The organism is Bacillus sp. HU-1818 (assembly GCF_022695965.1).
GTDB lineage: Bacteria > Bacillota > Bacilli > Bacillales > Bacillaceae > Bacillus > Bacillus atrophaeus.
Genome location: NZ_JAAPBE010000002.1, coordinates 44,752 through 66,685 on the forward strand (window position 1 = coordinate 44,752; position 21,934 = coordinate 66,685).

At 41.1% G+C, this 21,934-nt stretch carries 25 protein-coding genes and 1 pseudogene; 12 read left to right on the forward strand and 14 right to left on the reverse strand.

What is annotated here, in order from left to right:
• Positions 1 to 158: 158 nt before the first annotated feature.
• From GXP75_RS05520 to GXP75_RS05550, 7 genes are all read right to left on the reverse strand, one after another.
• Positions 159 to 824 carry a GntR family transcriptional regulator gene (locus tag GXP75_RS05520; RefSeq protein ID WP_242556303.1) on the reverse strand — a complete coding sequence of 222 codons (666 nt, stop codon included), beginning with the start codon at positions 822 to 824 and terminating at the stop codon, positions 159 to 161.
• A 134-nt stretch (positions 825 to 958) separates the two neighbouring features.
• Positions 959 to 2,014 carry a tartrate dehydrogenase gene (locus tag GXP75_RS05525; protein ID WP_242556304.1) on the reverse strand — a complete coding sequence of 352 codons (1,056 nt, stop codon included), beginning with the start codon at positions 2,012 to 2,014 and terminating at the stop codon, positions 959 to 961.
• Positions 2,015 to 2,309: 295 nt separating this feature from the next.
• The gene (locus GXP75_RS05530) at positions 2,310 to 3,113 is read right to left on the reverse strand and encodes a hypothetical protein (RefSeq protein ID WP_242556305.1); all 804 of its coding nucleotides are present in this window, start codon (positions 3,111 to 3,113) and stop codon (positions 2,310 to 2,312) included.
• Positions 3,114 to 3,136: 23 nt separating this feature from the next.
• Positions 3,137 to 3,544 (reverse strand): hypothetical protein, encoded by a 408-nt coding sequence (locus GXP75_RS05535; RefSeq protein WP_242556306.1) that lies wholly within the window; start codon positions 3,542 to 3,544, stop codon positions 3,137 to 3,139.
• A complete protein-coding gene (locus GXP75_RS05540; protein ID WP_242556307.1) occupies positions 3,492 to 5,117 on the reverse strand; it encodes a ribonuclease YeeF family protein in 1,626 nt (541 codons plus the stop codon). The genes GXP75_RS05535 and GXP75_RS05540 overlap by 53 nt, the downstream gene beginning before the upstream one ends.
• A gap of 17 nt (positions 5,118 to 5,134) precedes the next feature.
• On the reverse strand, positions 5,135 to 5,413 hold the full coding sequence (locus GXP75_RS05545) for a YwqI/YxiC family protein (protein ID WP_242556308.1): 279 nt from the start codon (positions 5,411 to 5,413) through the stop codon (positions 5,135 to 5,137).
• A gap of 15 nt (positions 5,414 to 5,428) precedes the next feature.
• Complete coding sequence (locus GXP75_RS05550) at positions 5,429 to 5,815, reverse strand: YwqH-like family protein (protein WP_223254995.1); 387 nt, start codon at positions 5,813 to 5,815, stop codon at positions 5,429 to 5,431.
• A gap of 510 nt (positions 5,816 to 6,325) precedes the next feature.
• Here GXP75_RS05550 and GXP75_RS05555 point away from each other — a divergent pair.
• Positions 6,326 to 7,069: a VCBS repeat-containing protein gene (locus GXP75_RS05555; protein ID WP_242556745.1), complete on the forward strand. Its 744-nt coding sequence runs from the start codon at positions 6,326 to 6,328 to the stop codon at positions 7,067 to 7,069.
• A 156-nt stretch (positions 7,070 to 7,225) separates the two neighbouring features.
• Complete coding sequence (locus tag GXP75_RS05560) at positions 7,226 to 7,720, forward strand: GNAT family N-acetyltransferase (protein WP_242556309.1); 495 nt, start codon at positions 7,226 to 7,228, stop codon at positions 7,718 to 7,720.
• 127 nt (positions 7,721 to 7,847) lie between these two features.
• Here GXP75_RS05560 and GXP75_RS05565 read toward each other — a convergent pair whose 3' ends face one another.
• On the reverse strand, positions 7,848 to 9,158 hold the full coding sequence (locus tag GXP75_RS05565; RefSeq protein ID WP_214919364.1) for an MFS transporter: 1,311 nt from the start codon (positions 9,156 to 9,158) through the stop codon (positions 7,848 to 7,850).
• Positions 9,159 to 9,615: 457 nt separating this feature from the next.
• Between GXP75_RS05565 and GXP75_RS05570 the strand changes: the two genes are divergently transcribed.
• Positions 9,616 to 10,062: a DUF6376 family protein gene (locus GXP75_RS05570; protein ID WP_003326091.1), complete on the forward strand. Its 447-nt coding sequence runs from the start codon at positions 9,616 to 9,618 to the stop codon at positions 10,060 to 10,062.
• Positions 10,063 to 10,107: 45 nt separating this feature from the next.
• On the opposite strand, the gene GXP75_RS05575 is transcribed toward GXP75_RS05570, so the two are convergent.
• Positions 10,108 to 11,037 carry a manganese-dependent inorganic pyrophosphatase gene (locus tag GXP75_RS05575; RefSeq protein ID WP_242556310.1) on the reverse strand — a complete coding sequence of 310 codons (930 nt, stop codon included), beginning with the start codon at positions 11,035 to 11,037 and terminating at the stop codon, positions 10,108 to 10,110.
• A 209-nt stretch (positions 11,038 to 11,246) separates the two neighbouring features.
• Here GXP75_RS05575 and GXP75_RS05580 point away from each other — a divergent pair, with 209 nt between their 5' ends.
• Positions 11,247 to 11,630, forward strand: a complete 384-nt coding sequence (locus tag GXP75_RS05580; RefSeq protein WP_003326094.1) for a winged helix-turn-helix transcriptional regulator — start codon at positions 11,247 to 11,249, stop codon at positions 11,628 to 11,630.
• A 30-nt stretch (positions 11,631 to 11,660) separates the two neighbouring features.
• Here GXP75_RS05580 and GXP75_RS05585 read toward each other — a convergent pair whose 3' ends face one another.
• Positions 11,661 to 12,149 carry a spore coat protein gene (locus GXP75_RS05585; protein ID WP_061571978.1) on the reverse strand — a complete coding sequence of 163 codons (489 nt, stop codon included), beginning with the start codon at positions 12,147 to 12,149 and terminating at the stop codon, positions 11,661 to 11,663.
• Between the two features lie 144 nt (positions 12,150 to 12,293).
• Between GXP75_RS05585 and GXP75_RS05590 the strand changes: the two genes are divergently transcribed.
• The 4 genes from GXP75_RS05590 (at position 12,294) to rplI (ending at position 16,102) form a co-directional block, all read left to right on the forward strand.
• Positions 12,294 to 12,446, forward strand: coding sequence for a hypothetical protein (locus GXP75_RS05590; protein WP_242556311.1), 153 nt, complete (start codon positions 12,294 to 12,296; stop codon positions 12,444 to 12,446).
• 262 nt (positions 12,447 to 12,708) lie between these two features.
• Complete coding sequence (locus GXP75_RS05595; protein WP_242556312.1) at positions 12,709 to 13,638, forward strand: YybS family protein; 930 nt, start codon at positions 12,709 to 12,711, stop codon at positions 13,636 to 13,638.
• Between the two features lie 38 nt (positions 13,639 to 13,676).
• Positions 13,677 to 15,656, forward strand: a complete 1,980-nt coding sequence (gene gdpP, locus GXP75_RS05600) for a cyclic-di-AMP phosphodiesterase GdpP (protein WP_214919355.1) — start codon at positions 13,677 to 13,679, stop codon at positions 15,654 to 15,656.
• Entirely contained in the window at positions 15,653 to 16,102 is a 450-nt protein-coding gene (rplI, locus tag GXP75_RS05605) for a 50S ribosomal protein L9 (RefSeq protein WP_003326099.1), read from the forward strand. The genes gdpP and rplI overlap by 4 nt, the downstream gene beginning before the upstream one ends.
• Positions 16,103 to 16,147: 45 nt before the next feature.
• Here the strand turns inward: rplI and GXP75_RS05610 are convergent.
• Positions 16,148 to 16,959: pseudogene (locus GXP75_RS05610) on the reverse strand (mannosyltransferase YkcB-related protein); the annotation flags it as partial.
• Between GXP75_RS05610 and GXP75_RS05615 the strand changes: the two are divergent.
• Positions 16,941 to 17,303: a hypothetical protein gene (locus GXP75_RS05615; protein WP_242556313.1), complete on the forward strand. Its 363-nt coding sequence runs from the start codon at positions 16,941 to 16,943 to the stop codon at positions 17,301 to 17,303. The pseudogene GXP75_RS05610 and the gene GXP75_RS05615 sit on opposite strands and share 19 nt — an antisense overlap.
• Positions 17,304 to 17,675: 372 nt before the next feature.
• Here the strand turns inward: GXP75_RS05615 and GXP75_RS05620 are convergent, their stop codons facing one another.
• Both GXP75_RS05620 and GXP75_RS05625 read right to left on the reverse strand, forming a co-directional pair.
• Positions 17,676 to 18,890 (reverse strand): CynX/NimT family MFS transporter, encoded by a 1,215-nt coding sequence (locus tag GXP75_RS05620; RefSeq protein WP_242556314.1) that lies wholly within the window; start codon positions 18,888 to 18,890, stop codon positions 17,676 to 17,678.
• A gap of 78 nt (positions 18,891 to 18,968) precedes the next feature.
• Positions 18,969 to 19,103 (reverse strand): YycC family protein, encoded by a 135-nt coding sequence (locus GXP75_RS05625; RefSeq protein ID WP_003326103.1) that lies wholly within the window; start codon positions 19,101 to 19,103, stop codon positions 18,969 to 18,971.
• Between the two features lie 118 nt (positions 19,104 to 19,221).
• On the opposite strand from GXP75_RS05625, the gene GXP75_RS05630 reads away from it, so the two are divergent.
• Positions 19,222 to 19,431 carry a hypothetical protein gene (locus GXP75_RS05630; RefSeq protein WP_242556315.1) on the forward strand — a complete coding sequence of 70 codons (210 nt, stop codon included), beginning with the start codon at positions 19,222 to 19,224 and terminating at the stop codon, positions 19,429 to 19,431.
• 63 nt (positions 19,432 to 19,494) lie between these two features.
• On the opposite strand, the gene GXP75_RS05635 is transcribed toward GXP75_RS05630, so the two are convergent.
• A complete protein-coding gene (locus GXP75_RS05635; RefSeq protein ID WP_087941851.1) occupies positions 19,495 to 19,695 on the reverse strand; it encodes a DUF2188 domain-containing protein in 201 nt (66 codons plus the stop codon).
• 163 nt (positions 19,696 to 19,858) lie between these two features.
• Between GXP75_RS05635 and dnaB the strand changes: the two genes are divergently transcribed.
• Complete coding sequence (gene dnaB / locus GXP75_RS05640; RefSeq protein WP_010790516.1) at positions 19,859 to 21,223, forward strand: replicative DNA helicase; 1,365 nt, start codon at positions 19,859 to 19,861, stop codon at positions 21,221 to 21,223.
• A gap of 112 nt (positions 21,224 to 21,335) precedes the next feature.
• Positions 21,336 to 21,749, forward strand: a complete 414-nt coding sequence (locus GXP75_RS05645; RefSeq protein ID WP_242556316.1) for a VOC family protein — start codon at positions 21,336 to 21,338, stop codon at positions 21,747 to 21,749.
• Positions 21,750 to 21,934: the final 185 nt, after the last annotated feature.

Genomic DNA, 21,934 nt, shown 5'->3' on the forward strand with positions numbered 1-21,934 from the left:
CAGAGTCAAGGTTATTTGATCTAAGGGAAAAGGAGACTTTCATGGGCAGGGGAGTTTAACAAAAAACCTAATATACCTATACATAAGAAGAATGGATGGCTAATAATCATGACAGATAAAAAAAGGCCATCCGAAAATCGGAAGGCCTTTTGTGAAAATTATTCTTCATGATTGTGAGATAAAACTTCAACTAAATGATCTAGATCTAATTGCAGATGGTGAACCATTGCTTTTGAGGCCTGTTCCTCATTTCTCTGTTTCATGTGATGAAAGATTTGTTGATGTTGTTCAAGGATATGTTCTGCTCGTTTTTCTCCTTCAAAATTCAATATACGGAAATAATAAATTAACCCTTTTAAATCATTAAGTTGTTTTCGTAAAAGGTTATTTTGAGTATATTGTATGATTAATTCATGGAACCTCTCATTTAATTCTATAATGACGTTTTGTTCCATTGATTGGAGAATCGCTTCTTCTGTTTTTTGAAGTATATTTTCGATATTTTCTAATTCTTCAGCGGATGCAATTCTTGTCGTTAATCCTGCAGCGAATGATTCCAATGCCATGCGGCAAAAATAGATTTCTTCCACGTCTTTTATTGTCGGTTTATAAACCATGACTCTTGTGTCGATGACTACAAGTCCTTCTTTCTCCAGGACCCTAATCGCTTCCCTTAAAGGACTTTTACTGACACCAAGTTCCTTGGCCATTTTTGCTTCAACAATTCGTTCTCCAGGTTTTAATTTTCCTTCAAATATCATTCGCTTAATAGCGTGATAAGATTGTTCATAAAACGGTTTTGGTTTTTCAAGCACGTTTCTCATCCTCTGTCCATTCTCTTATCGTATATATTATCACACACGATGCTGCATTGATAAAGGTGGGTAAGAGAACAGTTTGGTTGCTTTCGTAGGTTTTGAGAGAGAATAACTCATCCGCATAATTATTCCCCTATTTCTTACTTTGCTTTCAGTCTTGTCATCATTTCTTGTGTGACTTCCTTTGTAGTACACTTCCCGCCAATGTCTGGGGTGACATATCCATCTTTCAATAAGCTCTCCATTACATCCAACAATACGCTTCCCAATTCTTCTTCACCAAAGTGATCCAAAAGCATTTTGGCTGTCCAAATTTGTCCCAGCGGATTAGCTATACCTTTACCGATAATATCTGGAGCTGAGCCATGAACTGGTTCAAACATAGAAGGATACTTTCCATTCACGTTAATGTTAGCTGCTGGAGCGATCCCAATGCTTCCCATAATGGCTGCGCCTATATCAGTTAAAACATCGCCAAATAAATTACTGGCCACGATAACATCAAATCTTTCCGGATGGGTAACGAAAAAGGCTGCTAAAGCATCGATATGCTGGGAATCAGAGTTAACCTCGGGGTAATCCTTTGAAACAAATTCGAAAACCTCATCCCAAAAAGGCATGGAGTGGAAGATTCCGTTTGACTTGGTTGCACTGGTAACATGTTTTTTGCGTTTTTTAGCCAATTCAAAGGCGAAACGCATCGCTCGTTCTGTTGCTTTTCGTGAGAATACAGCATTTTGGATGGCAATTTGGTCTTCTCCTTGATAAATCCTTCCGCCAATAGAGCTGTATTCTCCCTCACTATTTTCTCTAACGACAATTAAGTCAAAATCTTTTGGATTGACCAAGGGAGACTTTAATCCGCTAAATATTTTGGCAGGACGAATATTAATAACCTGTTCAAACTCACGGCGGATTTTAATTAATAATCCCCAAAGTGAAATATGATCGGGAACAAGCTTTTTATTTCCTACAGCACCAAGAAAAATAGCATCGAATTGGGACAACGTGTCCAAGCCATCTTCCGGCATCATCGTCCCATTTTCCAAGTAATATTCGCAACTCCATGGAAAATCAGTAAACTCGAATGTTAAACCGCCATGAATTTCTGCTAAAGTGTCTAAAACTTCTTTGGCTGCTGGTACTACTTCTCTTCCTATCCCATCTCCTGGAAGTGACGCAATGTTTAATTTCAATGTGAAGACCCCTTTGTCATTTTTTAAACGGTATCCGGTCGACCGTATACTTTTTAATTATCTCAGGAACTATATGGCATGACAAGTCTTACTAAATTGAAGGTTGGATCCAAAAAAAATTATATATTTTATGAGCGAAATTCAAGTGTTAACTCAAAGCGTCAATGCCAGAAAGAATGGTGTTAGATATAGTAACTTCGGTAATATCGCCCCGCTTATTTAACTTTTAAACTTGCACAAAAAAAGAAAGCACCTTTATTGTAGATGCTTTTGATCAATTCTTCTTACTCCAGTATTAAGTATTTTGAATAGAGGGAATATTCCCGATATCTTTTAGCAAGGCGTACCACTGTTCAAGCGTTTGTAATGAAATATGGACGGGCTTTTCCATATCTTCCTTGTACTCAGCAACCCAAATACCATGAGTAGATGGAATAAAGAACATAACATTTTGTAAAAATGGATTATCATCTAAATGAGGAATGTAAAAGTTCGATATATTATTTAGCGCCCATTCATTTGATTCAAGATCTGTTATCAATTGATTGAAACTTTCTTCTTCATCAATTGAAAAAGAGCTTTTTTTCCGAACTTTTTCTGTCATATCTTTATTACTTAGCCAGTCAAAACACTTATCTGAGAGACGTAATTCTAGAGGGAGAAGCTCTTCATTAACCGAAAAATGATAATAGTCTTTGATCAGGTCAGCAATTTCATGTTGCTCAGCATAGGCAAATTCATGGATTATATCGCGGTCAATAATATGGAAAAGCCATATTTCTTTTTCGAGATAATGCAGCATTAGAACATTTTTGTTTTTAAGATTAGAGCAACGGATCATTTGTTTTGAATTCACATAGGAATTAATAAATTTTTGCATTTCTTCACTTAAAGGATTCTCATCCTTTGCGCTTTTTTCTTCATCCCAATATTGTTTTAAAATGAGTTGGTTAACAGTTGCATCTGCTACTGCATCCCATTCTTTTTTTGATTTCTTTCCTAATGAAGCTTCTGCAATTCCTTTGGCTACACCGGGAAAATCACATAAAGTTACAAGTATCGCAAGTTCTTCAGATGTACAAGTCATTAGATGTTTCATTTTTGTTCACATCCTTGATAGGTTTAAACTCTAAAAATAGTATGTAGAATAAAAGATAAAATATAATAAATGATAATACTTAAAATTCCACCGCCAACAAGGAAAATCAAAAAATATAGTTTTCTAAGAAACCAATTATATTTGTAAAGTCGCTTGTAAACAAAGTATCCAGAGCCCATGAAAAGACCAGTACCAAAATTCACAACTTTTTGGAATAGTTTTGAGGGGTCTCTGAAAGTTCCCCATTCATAATAATTCATCATGATATTACCTAGTAGTAATATAGAAAGTCCATAGGCAAATTGAATACTAAAGATGCCTAGCATTAGGTATTCTGCATATTTCACAAAAATTTCGGCAGACATAGTTCCTCCAATCCTAATTAAACCAACTTTTAATAGAGTTATAGCTACTTTTAATTCCTTTTTCAATAGAGCCAGCAACTTTTCCACCGGCATCTTTAATTGTGTCACCATATTTAGAACTGATTACAGCCCCTGCTACTCCACCTATAGCTCCGCCTACAATTACTCCAACAGGACCACCAACACTTCCTATTGTTGCTCCAATTTCAGCTCCAGCAGCAATAGTCGTGAAATCAGTGAGCGCACCGGCTACAGCCCGTCCCGTTTTTTCAACCTTAGTTTTTTTGGAATTTCCCGGGTCTGTAAACTCAGTTAAATTAGAACCAACGGTTATTACATTACCAATAATAGGAACTCCCTTTCCTAAAGATGTAAGCCCCTTAGCTTTGGCTGCAGACTCCATTATACCAGTTGTACCTACTGATGTCCTTGTCGCAATCCTTCCGCTAAATTCTTTCCCGTCTATAAAGCCGTGCTGATTTTTTGGGAACCCAACAAGATGTTTGAACAACATAGATGGACTATCATACGAAGCTACAATTTTTTGTGTTTTTTTCATTAAATAGTTTCTTGGATTAGAATTTGAGATGTCTTTAAGCTTACTAGCAATTTTTGAACTGTGATTTCCCTGAGATGTCCATGAGGAATGGGTCATAATTTGAAATTTGTATTGGCCTTTGATTTTCTGCCATTTAGTTGGTGTTTTTCCCGGATAATATATTTTAAGTTTTCTTGACCAAGCAATTGATGCTGCTGCATTTGTAACGTGAAATCCAAGTAATGCTTTGTCGCCAATATCTAATGGTGTTCCGATTGTTTCAAAATAACTGAGGATTTCATGCACTGTGCTTGATTTGCTGGTATCCTGCTTATCCGGTTTGGTTAATGACTCTTCCGCTTTTTCTTCTAACCGCCCAAGCATTTTCCCCATCGGCGTGTCGCCGGGACTTTGCAGGTTGCTCTGCAATACGCTGTTGGTTTGGTTGATATTTGTAAAGTTCTGAGGTTCCAATATCGCGCCGCTCTTATACCCGGAAATCCCAATCTTCGGCCCGGTATACATCTGTTCCAGCTGCTCAATGTACTGCTTCATCGTGTCCAAATCCTGTTCCGCTGTTTTGAGTGCATTTGTTTGTTCGCGGTCAAAGGTGTGTAATTTTTCTAACGTTTCGCTGATTTGTCTTGTTGCTTTTTTAGCGTTGTCGTTTACAGCGGTATCGTCAAGGGCGGGCAGGGTGACGATGTGACCAACGGTATCGGCTGTTTGGTTGGCCTTTTCGGTGAGTCTTGCTGTTAACGATTCGGCTTGGCTGACCCCGTCTGTTAGTTCGTTTTCGAGAAAGCTTTGTGAGATAAAGCCGTTTTGGGCCGGTTCCAGGGATTCAAGAGCGTTTTTCATCTTTTCTAAAATTCCTTTATAGTCGGAGATAAAAGATTCATAAAAAAGAAGAAAAGTGGTGTGGCATTCTTCGTAAAAGGAGCGGATTGCCTCACCGCCTTTTCCTTCTAAAGCATCATCGAGTGCGGTAACGCCTTTGACGCTTTCTTTGACTTTGTTGATGTCTTCAGACTGGCTTTTTAATTCAGTCAATGTTTTGTCAATGCCATTATGAAATGCTTGAACATCAAGTGTTTTCAATATGCAGAACCTCCCTTTTATTTGGATTTTATAGACGCTGACAGCTTTTCGTCTGCGTCTTTCATCATATTGACGGCCTGTTCAGTTTGGGCAATTTGTTTTGAAAGAGCCGATGCGTAAGCTTTTGTCAGGTTTTGCAAATCAGTATTCATATTTTCGATTTTTTTGATGACGTCGAGATGGTTCTGGCCGTTGATAGCTGTCGGTATGTTCGGCTTGATCGCATGTGAGGATTGATTGAGCTTAGAGAGTGCTTGTTTGACTTTACTGGTATTGACTTTAATTTCTTGGCTCATTGATTTGACTCCTTTTTAATGACGGGCTTCTTTCTCCTCTTTTTCCAATCTTTCAATTGTTTTTTTTAGTGAACTGATATCTTGGCTGAGTGACTGAATTTCGTCTTCTATCGAGGAAATGCGCTCATTTATCTTGTCTAATAGATGATCAAATTGTTTGCCTTCAATATCGTCGTAGGCTGATTTCATATCGTTTCTGATGTTTTTAAACGAATCGGCTAGACTGCCCTGCCATGTATTCGTTGAGAATTCAGGTTTTTTTATGGTGCTTTTTGAATCGGTAAATTCCTCTTTTATACTTTTTAACTCGGATTTGCAGGCCTTCAGTTGGGTTATCTGCTCTTTTTTTGCGCTTAATGTGCCTTGCATTGCATATAATGAAGCCTTTTCCATCAACAACATGTGCCGGCACCTCCTATAATTTTGGTTCAAATGACCTGTTGGTAATCGGATTTATACAGACTATATTAATGTTACAACATGGAATAAATGAGTTAAATAGGATAAATGTACCGAAAAGAGGAATGGGTTGCCAGTGATAGTGTTTGATAACAAATAGTATGTCGAAGATTCGGTTACTTATAAGTTACTGCCTAGTTCAATGAGATCGGTTCTTAAAACCTTTTTTAGAGGTTATGCTTTTCGACGTTAATCCTCGACTTCATCCATCTAAACTTAGCTCTCAAGGTTATTCCTGACAATCAATGCATATATTCTTATATTGAGACTAACAAAGGTAGGTGATCTGAATTGGACCCGTATTTTCACAGAAAAGCGATTCAAGAGGCGAATGATCTTGATTATTGGTCTTATCTGGCTGATGCGCAGGTAAGAGCGGGAATCATCGGTCCATCATTGCAAACGGTTGATAAAGCGTTGTGGTATCCCAATCCGTATGCTTCAAGGCATGTACTGCAATCGAATCTCCAGTCTGTTTCCTCACCCTCAAGAGTCCCGTATAGATCTTCAATTGTGGCTGCAAAGCGTGGTGACATTAATGGTGATGGTGTCATTGACAATGTTTTTCTTACCGCAAATAAAACGCCTGACAGTCCTTTTTGGAAAAATGTCACGTTGGTTATCCGGGATGGAAGGACAAATCGCGATCAGCAAATCTCTTTTAAAAATAACGCCGGATACAATCCGACACTCTTTCTTGGTGATTTTACAGGAAACAAGGCGGATGATATTTTAGTGGCCATTGATACGGGGGGAAGCGGCGGTGCTGTTTATGCGTATGTCTTTTCTTCTATTAATGGTCAAATGAGGCAAATTTTTAATTCGGACGCATTTAATGAAGACTTCAAGTACAATGTGGCTTATCAAAATCAATACAAAGCGGCTGTGATCAGTTATAAACTAAATGAAACGTATATTCTCGATCTTACTTACAAAGGCAGGGAATATCTAACTGAAATTTATAACAAGAATGGCGTTTTGAAAACGCCGATAGAAGGCTGGGTCAATCCTTTGTCCGGCTTGTATCCGGTTGATTTCAACAGAGACGGCACATACGATCTCGAAGCGTACCAGAGGATCGCGGGAAGGTACAATGCGGATTCACTTGGGTTTGTACAGACCGTGCTGAAATGGAACGGGCGGGCATTTAGTGTTGATCGGCAGAATGTGTCAATCCTTGGCGGTGACGTTAGCTAATAGATCGTCTGTTTACATTTGTAACCATTCTGGCAAAAGGACCGACTAAAAATATAGCTAGAAACCAGGCTGACATCAGCCTATTCCAAACCGCATGATTACTCCTCATATGAAAGTTTCTTTTTTATCATTCGACTTGCCAAAGGAGGCAAATGAGTGCAGCTTGAAACAGATCGCTTATTATTGAAAACACTTGACCTTAACCTGATCGAGGCTGCAGCTAAGCGTGACTTATTGGGAATCGAAGCATTGGGATACAAAACCAATGGTGAATGGCCTGAGCCCGATTTCTTCGAAGCTTTACCTTTTTTTCGAGAGCTTCTTCTGAAAAATAACGGGACAAAAGGGTTCGACTCCTGGATTATTGTGATGAAGGATACGAAAGAGATAGTCGGCGGTATAGGCTTTTTAGGCAATCCAGACTCTAACGGTATGATTGAAATGGGTTTTGCTATTAATAAAAGCCACCGTCGCAAAGGTTATTGTATTGAAGCTGCCCAAACATTGTTAAAGTGGGCTTTGAACCAGATTGAGGTAACAGCTATCAAGGCTAGATGTGAAATTGAAAATACCGCTTCTGAAAATGCACTTGAAAAGTTAGGATTTAAAATTGAGCGCAATGATTCTGAATTTCTTTACTGGAAATATTGAAGGCAGATGTTGATGGAATTCAATTAATGGGTGGTTATATGAATCTTCCATCGTATTATTGTTTCCTTACGGTTAGCTTTTTTGTTCAATTTGTACCAAAAAGAGAGCCGCTTATTAAGCGGGCTCTCTATTTCAACTGAATTCTTTTCACTTCACCGAGTACAAACACATAAAATACCAATCCGATCAAGAGGACAGCTCCGGCCACAAGAAAACTGAGCGTGAAGGAGCCGGTTACATCTAATAAATAACCTGTCAGTGATGCGGCGATGATTCCGCCGAATAAATTGTTTGCCAAGTTGACCATGGAGCTCAGCATGGAGACAGATCCGATAGGGGCAAGTTCTGCCGATATGGACCAGCCGATCGGAGCCGTTGCCGAAATTCCCGCAAGGCCGATGGAAATACAAACAATGGCGATCGTAATGTTATCTGTAAAAAGGGCGCCTAAAAAGAAGAAGCCTAAGCCCATGCCGATCACAATAATGGTTTGATACACTTTTGTATTCTGATATCCCTTTTTGATGAAATAGTCGACAAGCCAGCCGCCGACCGCAATACCGGAAATGGTTGAAATCAGCCATGGAACGGCGGTGAATAAGCCGGATGACATCAGATCCATGCCATAAGTGTGCTTGAAAAATGTCGGCAGCCACGTAAGTAACAGGTTAAATGTATAGCCGTAACCTGTAAAACCAATCATCAGGCCCCATACTTTTCGATTCGTAAACAATGCTTTCAAAAGGGGTCCTGTTTTATAAGGAATTTGCTCGGATGTAATGGTATTGTGCTTTTGTATATAATTTAACTCGCCGCTGGAAATGCGTTTATGCCGTTCTGGCTGCTCATAATACCACCAGAACAGCATCGTAAACAGCACATTCACGATACCAATTGTTAAAAAGGCGACTCTCCAATCAAAGGTCGTGACGAGAAAGGCAACTAATGGAGCGCCGAGCACATTTGAAAATTTGGCGGCTGAATCAAACAATGAATTCGCCAGTCCTCGTTCACTTGGAGGAAACCATAATGCGGTGGCCTTGGATGCAGCGGGAAAGGCAGAAGCACTTGTCAGTCCGATAAGAAAACGGACAATATACAAAAGCAGCTTTCCCTGCAAAAAAGCAAGAAATATCGTTAAAATGCTCCAAATTGTCATTCCCACGCGTGTGACCCACGCAACGCCAAACTTGTCTAATAAACTCCCGACGGGAAGCTGCATGACTGTGTATGAATAAGTGTAGATCGAAAAGACAATGCCAAGTTCGGTTGCCGATAAATGAAATGAATCTTGTATAGCAGGCGCGGCAACGGATATGGCCACACGGTCAAAGTAATTTAGAATAATAATGCCGCTGAGTAATGATGAAATATACCATCTGGTATGACCAGGCCGTTTCACATGCTCCTGACTCATGTTGAAAACCTCCTCTGCAATAGCATGTTCTCCGCGAGTGAATTACATTCAGATGAAAGACTCCTTAGTTTCCTTACCACATGCCTTAAAAGAATAAACAGAGCCGGAATTTGACGCAGGATGCTCTGTCCCTTACAATGAAAGTAATAAAAATGAATACTCCAAAGGGGAGTAGCTGTTACAGTAAAGTCGTCATTACAGGATGGAAGTCCTCGGCTTTGCTGGCAATTCTATTGTTAGCGAGACCTTTGCCAAATATGATTTGGTGAAGGTCTTTTTGTTTAAAAACTTCACCAAATCGGTGGAGTTTTTTTCATTTTTAAAAGGGAGAGGAGAATGTTGATGTCTAAACTGTCAAAATTGATGAAAAGCGATTTGGTGAAAAAAGGCCTGCCTTTAGCGAAGGAAAAACTGATTCCGTTATTAAAAGAAAAGCTGAAAGATAAAAATAAAAAGAAGTAATAAGGAGGCTGAAGCGATGAAAGCTGTACTGACCGTTTTGGCGGGAGTATCCCTTTTAGGAGCCGGCGGCTGCGGAGCGCTGGACAATTTGAATGATGGACTGTCTTATGCGAATGAGGCGGCCGGATATGTCACAGAAGTCAAAACGCTTGCTGAAGAAGCACCTGCGCTTGCAGAACAAGCCGTAACTGATGCAGATGCCAAAAAGGAACTCGAAACGCAGCTAGAGTCCATACAAAAAGCGGCAGCCGAGTTTGATAAACTAACACCGCCTGATGCGGCGGCTGATATTCATGACACCATCACACAGCAGAATGAAAAACTGCAAGAAAGTGCGGCCGAGCTGTTGAGCATGACGGAGGAAGGCAAAATAACAGTTGAAAAATTGGAAGAGACAGAACTGGTGCAAAGCGCGCAGCAAATCAGCGGTGTGATGAATCAGATCGAAAAACTTGGTGAATAGAACGTAAAAAAGCATCCCGGTTAATCTTACCGGGATGCTTATCAATTATTCGGAAATGGCGTCTGTTAAAACAGGTACGACTTGTTTTTTTCGGGAAACGACGCCTTTTAGTAAGGCCGTATTGTTTTCTAATGTCACGTTAAAAGCTTTTTCCACTTTATCCGTCTGATCACCGATAGCAAGAGCAAGTGAATCATTTTCCAAAATGTCTGTAATGACTAAAAGGAAGAGATCCAAGTTTTTCTCAGCGATGACTTTAGAAAGGGCAGCTTCTAATTCCGGCTGGCGCTTTTTGACATCTTCAATATCAACTGTATTGACCTGTGCGATTTCAACTTTTTTGCCGCCAAGATTGAATTCTTTCGCATCAAGAGTGATGAGTTCTTCTACTGTTTTCTTGCTTAAATCAGCGCCCGCTTTAAGCATGTTAAGGCCGTATTCTTCTGCATTTACTCCTGCGATTTCCGCAAGCTCTTTAGCCGCAGCTACATCTTGCTCCGTGCAGGTAGGAGATTTGAATAGAAGCGAGTCTGAAATGATTGCTGACAGCATAAGTCCTGCGATTTCTTTTTCGATTGTTACGTTATTTTCTTTATATAACTTGTTCAAAATGGTTGCCGTACATCCGACAGGCTCCGCTCTGTAGTAAACGGGTTCGCTTGTTTCAAAATTCGCAATGCGGTGATGGTCGATGACCTCAAGAATTTGAACGTCTTCAATATCCTTGATGCTTTGCTGGCGTTCGTTATGGTCTACCAAAATGACGCCGTTCACTTCATTAGCCGCTGTTTCAACAAGACGAGGGCTTTCTTTCTTGAAATAATCAAGCGCGTATTTTGTTTCTTCATTGACTTGGCCGAGTCTGACAGGCTCAGTGTTGAAACCTAGCTTGTTTTTTAAGTCTGCGTACGCAATGGCTGAACAAATTGTATCTGTGTCTGGGTTCTGGTGTCCGAAAATAAGTATTTTTTCCATGATAGCTCCTTATCCTTTTTAAGTAGTGTAAACATTCTTTATATAGTTTAACACGGATGGCAGTAGGTGTAAGCATTGAAAACCTCAAAAATTGATGCGAAAAAGGAGCTTTTTGATTGTATGCGGAATGAAACATGTGTAAAATATTGGGCAGTTAAGTCACTAAATCGTATGTAGTATCAAAAAAGGTACTATGGGAGGGTGCGGGAATGAGTTCAGAAAACAAAATATACCCGAACAAAGAAGGCTGCCCGGTTGAATTTACACTTGATGTAATTGGAGGTAAGTGGAAGGGAATTCTTTTTTATCACATGATAGATGGGAAGAAACGCTTTAACGAATTCCGAAGAATTTGCCCCAATATTACGCAGAGAATGCTTACACTTCAGCTTCGGGAGCTTGAAGCGGACGGAATTGTGCATCGAGAGGTGTATCATCAGGTGCCTCCTAAGGTGGAATACTCACTTACAGAATTCGGGAGGACCTTGGAGCCGATTGTGTTACAAATGAAAAAATGGGGCGACACCAACAGAGAGGCGCTTGAAGCGTATCGCTCAGCTGGAATGCTCAAGGACAATACAAGTCAGAAGTAAGCAGCAAAGGGAAATCCTTTGCTGCTGTTTTTATTTCATAGAAATGGCTCTTCGTGCATTCTTTACATCATTTTTCAATAAATCTGCCAGGTTGTACGCGGGGTAATAACCGTGCTCATACATATAATTGAACACCTGCTCATGCCATTTAATGGCCGCGTTTAATTGTTTTACAAGCACGATTCTTAACTGAGGTGTAGCGGTTTCTGTAATCGCGATCGCATAGCTGCGAACGGAGGTTTTGGCAAAACCGAGCAAATCTCCGCTGTAAAACGGTGTATCTGCTCGCTCTTCCTCTTCATCATCCCGATTGTAAATAGGTGCTTGGGGAAAGAAAGCAAGCAGTTCTTTTAAATTCTGTTCAATTGCTTGAATAGAAAAGCTGTAAAGCTGTTTTAAACGGGAATCCGTCACTTCTCGAATCATTTTTTTCAGTTTTATAAGGCCGTTTGTTTGAAAAGCCACCAATTCATGAATTTCCAACGTTTCGTGCCAAGCCAGTGTTCTGCGTTCATCCATGTAAGTATCTCCTTCATCAGTTAATTTCTATATCAGCATATGCCCCGGGTATGATGTGGTTACTGATGTTTCGAAGTTTATAAAAAGGGAATTTACATTGATATAGGAAACCACTTGTGAAAATCATAATAGAGGTGATCATATATGTTGGAGATGATAAAGAACTTTTTCTTGTTTACAGGCGGTATTCTTCAAGCAACCACTCTTCTAGTCGTCATTCTAATCTTCATATACGTTAGAAAAACGAAAAAGAAAAACAAAGATAGTTCCGGATTTATGGATGATAAACATTTATAATATTGGTTCAGCGGGCATTCTTCATGAGAGGATGTCTTTTATTTTTAATCGGCTATAAATGTTTCACATGAAACATGAGGAAGACCTGGCCTGATTTTACTTGCCTTTTCAACTTATGTTAAAATGTAAAGGTGATTTTAGAGATGATATGAAAAAGAAACTTGGTGCGAAAAAGAAATTTTGCGGCGTCAAAAAGAGCAGTCGTTTAAGCTGCTCTTTTCTATTCGTATGTTCATGATTAATCGAGGTATGAGGTGACTAAGTGAAACAAACAAGAGCATTAATGGAAGGTGCTATCCTAATCAGTCTTTTTACTATCATCACGTTAATGGTCGTTTATATTCCAATCATCGGATCCATTCTTCTGTTTGCATTGCCGCTGCCCGTTATTCTCTACACTATTCGGCATGGGTTGAAATTGGGGTTGTGGATGGGCGTTGTCAGTCTTCCGGTGGTATTTATTGTCGGTTCATTTAACGGGCTTATCGTTGCTTTTATGTCAGCGTTTGCCGGGATTGCCATGGGATACTTTTTTAAAAAGAAAGAGCCAGGGCATGCTATTGTATCCGGCGCCCTCATTTACATGCTGTGCATTGTCTTCTATTTTGTGATAAGCATTCAGTTTTTGGGGATCAATATGATTGATGAAGCTATGTCTCAATATCGCCAATCATTGTCTATGACCGAATCGTTCTTAAAGAATACCGGTAATGGGGATCAGCTGGAGCAGCAAATGAAACTGATGGAAGAACAATTAGGTACGGTCCAATATCTTTTTCCAACAGCTATTGTCATGTTAGGGGCTATTTTTTCTTTCCTCAGTTATCTTATCGCTAAGCCGCTCTTAAGGAGATTTTCCCCCGATATTCCCAAGTTAAAGCCTTTTAGAGAGTTGAAACTCCCGCAAAGTATCATGTGGCTGTATCTTTTAATCATTATTTTGTCTTTTATGCCTTTAGAAAAGGGCCAAATGCTGTATTCTGTCGCTTTGAACGGGGGATTTATACTAGGCATATTAGTCTTTATTCAGGGCTTGTCGTTTATATTTTTCTATTGCCATATGAAAAAATATCCTAAAGCAGTTGGGATCATTGTGATCATCTTGGGGCTGCTGTCGCCGATTTTTATGGCGGTGATTCGCCTGTTGGGCATTATTGACATAGGCTTTAACATAAGGAATAAGGTGAAGTGAAAAATGAGTTTTACTCACATGGTGGGGAGTTGATAGAAATGCCAAGCTTTTACGAAAAACCGTTATTTCGGTATCCCATCTATGCGTTGATTGCTTTGACAATCATCACAATCCTCATCAGCTTTTATTTTAACTGGATGATCGGAGCCGCCGGTATTTTGCTGCTCGCAGTCATTTTGTTTTTTATAAAACGCGCGGATTCTCTTATCAGAAAAGAGATTGACGGTTATATTTCCACGCTATCTTATAGGTTGAAAAAAGTCGGTGAAGAAGCATTGATGGAAATGCCCATCGGGATCATGCTTTTTAATGATCAATATTACATTGAATGGGCGAATCCGTTTCTTTCTTCTTGTTTTAATGAAAGCACTCTTGTGGGGAGATCGCTTTATGATACGTGCGAATCCGTCGTGCCGCTTATTAAACAAGAGGTTGATTCGGAAACGGTTACACTAAATGACCGGAAATTTAAAGTGGTAATCAAACGAGACGAGCGCCTGCTGTATTTCTTTGATGTGACTGAGCAGATACAGATCGAAAAACAATACGAAAATGAAAGAACTGTATTGGCATACATTTTTCTCGATAATTACGATGATGTCACACAGGGCTTGGATGATCAAACGAGAAGTACGATGAACAGCCAAGTGACTTCACTGCTGAACAACTGGGCGCAAGAGTACGGTATTTTCTTAAAGAGAACGTCTTCTGAACGATTTATCGGTGTGTTGAATGAACATATTTTAACCGAGCTTGAGGGAGCTAAGTTTTCCATTCTTGATGAGATTCGCGAGAAGACATCGGTGCACAGTGTTTCACTGACATTAAGCATCGGGGTCGGGGCTTCGGTCTCTTCTTTGAAAGAACTTGGTGACTTGGCGCAGTCGAGTCTGGATCTGGCGCTGGGACGCGGCGGAGATCAGGTAGCGATTAAGATGCCGAATGGCAAGGTGAAATTTTACGGCGGCAAGACCAATCCGATGGAGAAGCGTACAAGGGTGCGCGCCCGTGTGATTTCCCATGCGTTAAAGGAAATCGTATCTGAAAGCAGCAATGTGATTATTATGGGCCACAAGTTCCCGGATATGGATTCAATCGGCGCTGCCATCGGCATATTAAAGGTGGCTCAAGCGAACAGTAAAGACGGTTTTATTGTGATTGATCCAAATCAAATCGGTGCAAGTGTTCAGCGTTTGATAGAAGAAATTAAAAAATATGAAGAGCTTTGGTCGAGATTTATTACGACTGAGGAAGCGATGGAGCTTGCTAATGATGATACGCTGCTTGTGATTGTTGATACGCATAAACCTTCGCTAGTCATGGAGGAGCGACTGGTCAACAAGATTGAGCATATCGTGGTCATCGACCATCATCGCAGAGGGGAAGAGTTCATAAAGGATCCTCTGCTCGTTTATATGGAACCGTACGCTTCCTCTACTGCTGAATTGGTGACTGAGCTTCTTGAATATCAGCCGAAGCGTTTAAAAATCAATATGATTGAAGCAACAGCCCTATTAGCTGGTATAATAGTGGATACAAAGAGCTTTTCGCTTCGCACTGGCTCCCGTACATTTGACGCCGCTTCTTACTTAAGGGCGAAAGGCGCGGACACGGTGCTCGTGCAGAAGTTCCTCAAGGAGACCGTTGATTCTTATATTAAACGGGCGAAGCTGATTCAGCATACATCTCTTTATAAAGACAGCATTGCCATTGCGTCTCTTCCTGAGAATGCGGAGGAGTATTTTGATCAAGTGCTTATTGCGCAGACGGCTGATTCGCTGTTGTCCATGAGTGAGGTTGAGGCTTCATTTGCGGTAGCAAGGCGGGATGAGCAAACGGTGTGTATCAGTGCGAGATCGCTTGGCGAAGTCAATGTTCAAATTATTATGGAGGCTTTGGAAGGCGGAGGACATTTAACAAATGCGGCGACCCAGTTGTCCGGCATTTCTGTGTCAGAAGCGCTGGAGCGGCTGCGAAGTGCAATTGATGAATATTTTGAAGGAGGCGTTCAGAGATGAAGGTTATTTTCTTACAAGATGTAAAAGGTAAAGGCAAAAAAGGCGAAGTGAAAAATGTAGCAGACGGTTATGCTCATAACTTTCTCCTTAAAAAAGGCCTCGCTGTAGAAGCTAACGCATCAAACATCAGCGTATTGAACGGACAGAAACAAAAAGAGAAAAAAGAAGCGATTGCAGAGCTTGAACAGGCGAAGGATTTAAAAGAAAAGCTAGAAAACCTGACTGTTGAGCTTAGCGCTAAATCAGGAGAAGGCGGCCGTTTGTTTGGATCTGTAACAAGCAAACAAATCGCTGAACAGCTTCAAAAAGACCACCAAATCAAAGTGGATAAACGAAAGCTGGAATTAAGCGATGGTATCCGCGCTTTAGGATATACAAATGTTCCGGTGAAACTGCATCCAGAGGTGCAGGCTGTACTAAAGGTACATGTAAAAGAGCTAGTATAATAGATAAAGAGGCTTGGGATAACTCCAAGCCTCTTTTTTATGTCATCAAGATGTCACTTCATATAGTGTTTGCTGATTTTGGCTGCCGCCAGGACCGCCAATCATGCCTTGCTGTATTGACCTGCTTGTACTGCTTGAAGAACTGCTGTAATCATCGGAAGAAATCATGGTTCCGTTTTTCTTGATCCATGAGACAAGTTCACTATTGCCTGAGTTGTCGCTGCTCAGAAGGAAGTATTTCACTTTGCCTTCTTTTAGAAGTTTTTTCAGTTCAGACACCGTCAAAATCGGGTCTGTGCCGTTAAAGCCGCCGAGTGCCATGACAGATTCGTCTGTATTAATAATGTATGGCGCGGCGGTTACCGTCGTCAGCGTGGCGAATAAGTATTCTTCGCCTGTATTATTCTCCTGAAGGTAGGAAAGCAGCCCGGTGTCGACCTCGGAGGTGAACATGCCGCCTCCGCCTGAAGAGTTTTTCAGCTGCGGTCCAGATTCAGGAAGGACGCTGTTGCCTCCGTATAGGAGCGGAGTTGTAGACCAGTAAATCGGTGCGAGCAGCAGAACGCATAAGCTGATGATGGTCAGCTGCTTACCGAATGGATGATTTCGTTTGAGCAAGGGGAGCGCAATGGTTAATCCAACCCCCAGGAGTCGTTGCTGTTTGTACAAGTGATACATTGCATACCAGCCGATTCCGGAAAGTACGGCAATCGGAGGAGCCAGCATAATCAAGTAATACTGGTGGAAAAATCCTGCGATGCTGAAGAAACCGGCAACAGGCACGAGCCATGCAGACCGATTAATGCGAATGGAAGCATCCAGCTGATCTGCCCGGAAAGTGCTGACTGGAAGAGACGGAAGCGAGTATGTTGAGGAGTTAACTAAAAGTGAAGTAAATAAACCTGTGGAACAAATGATAACAACAATGGGTTTAGGTATAAACTATAAAACATATAAAATTAGTAATTCGAAAATAAAGAAATTGAGTAATGCTGTGGGCATAAATTCTGGATTTTGGGCTACATCTGCAGCTATAGCTAAAATTTTTGCTAAAAGTCCAACTGCACTTACATTAATGTTGGGTGCAGTACCACTGTTGGGTATGGGTGCTATAAATGCTTGTAATTCTAAAGGAAAAGGTATTATTATTACAAAAATGGGTTCAGGAGCGACAAATACATACTCCTGTAGATCTCAATAAAAAAACAGTGTGGGCGTAAGCTCACACTGTTTTTTATTGTTTTTTTGATTTGTTTTTTTTGATATATTTCGATATGAATTCACTAACAAAAAAAACTATTAATCCTGTTATTAATAACAAAAGTGAATTTATCTTTATACCCTTGTTAAAAAAATCAAGAATACTATTTATTAATAAAAATCCAGACCAGTAAATAAATGAACAATAAAAAGCTATATTAGTACTCGTTTTATCTTTATTTTCACTTGGCTTAAAAAACAATAAACTATTCTCCCTTTTTATATTCAAAGAAAGTTTCTCACGTTCTTTTACTTTGTTTGGTTTTTAGCATAACACTTTATAGAGTGTATCTGTGCCCAAAAACTGTTTGCTCTAAGCTGAATGTCTCTGTTGTTCTTTTTGAAGGATGTATTTATTGCGTCCCGCACCCAGTCCTGCGGCTCCCATTACTGCCAAAATGATCATCAAAAGAATAATCGGCAGTGTCCATGAATGGGTTTGGTCATAAAGGAATCCGATGAAGATGGGACCGATTGCTGCTAATAAGTAGCCCAATGACTGTGACATGCCTGATAATGCGGCCGCCTGATGGGCATTTTCACTGCGCAGCCCGATCAGCGTAAGCGCCAAACTGATGCTTGAACCTTGCCCGATCCCAATGATAATCATCCATATGACAAGCATCACATGGTTTCCGCCCGTCAGCAGTCCGCATAAGCCAATAAAGTAAACTGACGTCAGCCCTGCAACGATTCCCCGCTGCTGTTTCACGCGGTCTGCCAAAATAGGGGTTAAGAATGTGGTTGGCAGACTGGCGAATTGCATAAGAGACACCATCCATCCGGAGGTTGCCGGGTCCATGCCGTGCGAACGAAGAATTTCCGGAAACCAAGCGATGCTGCTATAAAATAAAAAAGACTGTAAGCCCATAAAAATCGTGACATTCCAAGCCATTTTAGATGTCCAGATCGGCTGCTGATTTGGTTGGAGCGAAATGGTCTGATTCGCCGTATCCCGGTGGCGAAGCTGCGGTATCCAAATGAGAAGCGCAAGAAAAGCAAGGCCGCCCCAAAGCAAAAATGATTGTTTCCAGCCGCCTGAAAGCTGGCTTGCAAGAGGCACACTGACCCCAGAAGCCAAGCCCGCAAAAATGCTCATGGAGGTTGTATAAAGGCTGATCATAAGCCCCGACTTTTCCGGGTATTTATGCTTGATTAAGCTTGGCAATAGAACATTGCCGATTGCGATGCCCACGCCGATCAGGATCGTCCCCGCGAATAATGCGGAGGTCATGCTGGCGGACCGTATGATAATACCGATGAAAAGCGTCAACATGCCTATCCATAAGGTGCGTTCATTGCCAAACCGCTGACCTAGTTTAGGGGCAAGCGGAGACAGAATCGCAAAAGACAGCAAAGGCAGAGCTGTCAAAAAACCGGCCAGTCCATTCGACAAGTGTAACTCTGTCCGGATCGAACTGATGACCGGTCCGACAGACGTAATAGCCGGTCTTAGGTTAAACGCTATAAAAATAATGCCTGAGATCAGCCAAAAGTTTCGGATGGTATGTGTTGTTGTATTTGGCAAAATAGCTGCTCCTCTTTATACATATAAAAAATATAATTTCGTAAAATGAAAGTGATCATACATTGTTATGTCTTGTTATTATTCCTTTTCCTGTAACTCGGCCAATTTCGCAAGCAGTATATGCTGAGGCATATGCATGATTTGCTCCAGCGGCAGATTCAAGGATTCTGCGAGCTTTTGCGCGGTATCAGCTGAAATTTGCAAAGGCTTCATACGATCACTCCTCTCTTTTGTCCATTGTACTAGAATAGGGGACTGTACGTAAGAATATATCACAGATGAATGGAGTATAAGAAAGCTGCCCTTTATAACTGAATGAAGGAGGATTCTTATGCATTTGCCATTATCATTATTAAAACAAACGCTTTATGAACATCAACAGAAAGCAGAGAGCCCATGTACGTGTGAGGATTATGTTGTCATGAGGCATAAGCTTCTGGAGCTGAGGCGAAAATTCGCATCCTATGAGGAATGGGAGCTTTATCAAAAAGCTTCTGATCTTGTGCTGCGGGCAGATTTAGACAAACATTTTATCGAATAATGAGCCCGGTAAACTGAAAACCCTTCGCGCTGGGAAGGCGAAGGGTTTTCAGCTCATGACAGATTAAAATGAGCGTTCTTCTTCTACATTTTTGTGTTGATCGTAGATGACAAGCTTTGCCGGACTGTTGTCTTTTGCCATTTGTGATGCTTTTTCAATCGCGGCATCCTTTGAAGTATACAAAGCTGTAGGCGCCACATTTTCTACTTTGATAAACCAGCCATCTACATCGACATTTGGTGTAACCGCATATTCTTTCATGATGATCCCTCCATTATCATTTATTTTTTGATTTCCCATAGGCGCTTCTGCTGAAACATCCCAGCATGCAGTTGACAAAAAAAGGAGTATGAGATAGTTCTATTTTTTTTTTGTATAAATGGTAAAATGGAGTTTGGATATTTTTTATGAAAGGACGGTGCTTAGCATGACAGACCTTCTGAATGATCGGCTGCCGCCGCAAAATATAGAAGCCGAACAAGCCGTGTTAGGTGCTGTTTTTTTGCAGCCATCTGCTTTAACACAGGCTTCTGAAGTATTAATTCCAGATGATTTCTATAGAATGTCTCACCAGAAAATATATAATGCCATGCTCGTGCTCGGAGACCGCGGTGAACCGGTTGACTTGGTTACGGTGACCTCAGAGCTTGCGAATACGGATTTATTAGAAGAGGTTGGAGGCATTTCCTATCTCACGGATATCGCAAACTCGGTTCCGACAGCGGCTAACATAGAATACTACGCGAAAATCGTTGAGGAAAAATCGATTCTCCGCAGACTGATCAGAACGGCGACAACCATCGCGCAAGACGGCTATACGCGTGAGGACGAAGTCGAGGATTTATTAAGCGAAGCTGAAAAAACGATTATGGAAGTGGCGCAGCGCAAAAATACGAGCGCCTTCCAAAATATTAAGGACGTGCTTGTCCAAACGTATGATAATATCGAGCAGCTTCACAATCGCAAAGGTGATATTACCGGCATTCCTACAGGGTTTGCGGAGCTTGACCGGATGACAGCGGGATTTCAGCGAAATGACTTGATTATTGTTGCCGCGCGTCCGTCGGTGGGGAAAACCGCTTTTGCTTTGAATATCGCCCAAAACGTGGCCACCAAGACCGATGAGAGCGTTGCGATCTTCAGTCTTGAGATGGGAGCCGAGCAGCTGGTTATGCGTATGCTCTGTGCGGAAGGCAACATCAATGCCCAAAACCTTCGGACAGGAAATCTGACTGAAGAGGATTGGGGCAAGCTGACGATGGCGATGGGAAGTCTGTCCAACAGCGGAATATACATTGACGATACGCCGGGTATCCGGGTCAGTGAAATTCGCGCCAAATGCAGACGTTTGAAGCAGGAAAACGGTCTTGGCATGATCCTGATCGACTATTTGCAGCTCATTCAAGGGAGCGGCCGTTCAAAGGATAACCGCCAGCAAGAGGTATCTGAAATCTCCCGTGAGCTGAAATCAATTGCCAGGGAGCTGCAAGTCCCTGTTATCGCACTGTCTCAGCTTTCAAGGGGAGTGGAACAGCGTCAGGATAAACGCCCGATGATGTCTGATATTCGTGAATCGGGGAGTATCGAGCAGGATGCTGATATCGTCGCATTCTTATACCGTGATGACTATTATGATAAAGAGTCAGAGAACAAAAATATTATTGAAATCATTATCGCAAAACAACGTAACGGCCCGGTAGGCACGGTTTCGCTTGCATTTGTAAAAGAGTATAATAAGTTCGTCAATTTGGAACGGCGCTTTGATGACGCCGGAGTTCCGCCTGGCGCGTAAACCCCAAGAGTTAATCTTGGGGTCTTTTTCATTCAAAAGTCTGAAAGAAATAAAGCCGTTCTACCGATGGGGGATTCAAGCCCATTCCATATAATGAAATGAAAGGAGTGATGTGGGGATGGAATTTTCCCAGTTTAATGCGGCGCAAATTCGCATCGCAAGACCAACCGGCCAGATTAATCAAATGAATCGTTTTTACGAAGAGGGACTTGGTTTGAAAAGAATTGGCGGTTTTTCTAAGCATAACGGTTATGATGGCGTCATGTTCGGGCTGCCCCATGCCCAATATCATTTGGAATTCACTCAACATACTGAAGAAGCAAGCACCGCTCCTGTTCCTCATGCAGACAGCTTACTTGTGTTTTATCTCCCCAACCTTGAGGAAGTCACTGGCATCACCTCAAAATTAAAGAAAATGGGCTATCGGGAGGTTGAATCTGAAAATCCTTACTGGAGCAACGGCGGCGTGACAATTGAAGACCCGGATGGCTGGCCAATTGTCTTTATGAATACAGAAGGTATTTGATAACAAAGAGTCCGGTCGATCCGGACTCTTTTTATATGAAGATATAAATATTTCATGAGCTTTTGTTCATAATTTCACGAGAAAACGCTTTTAAAAGCATTTAAAGCGAACAAATATAGATTCTTTATAATATAACGTTCGGATTTACAATTGACTTTCTGTTTCTTCACTGATAAACTTAATTT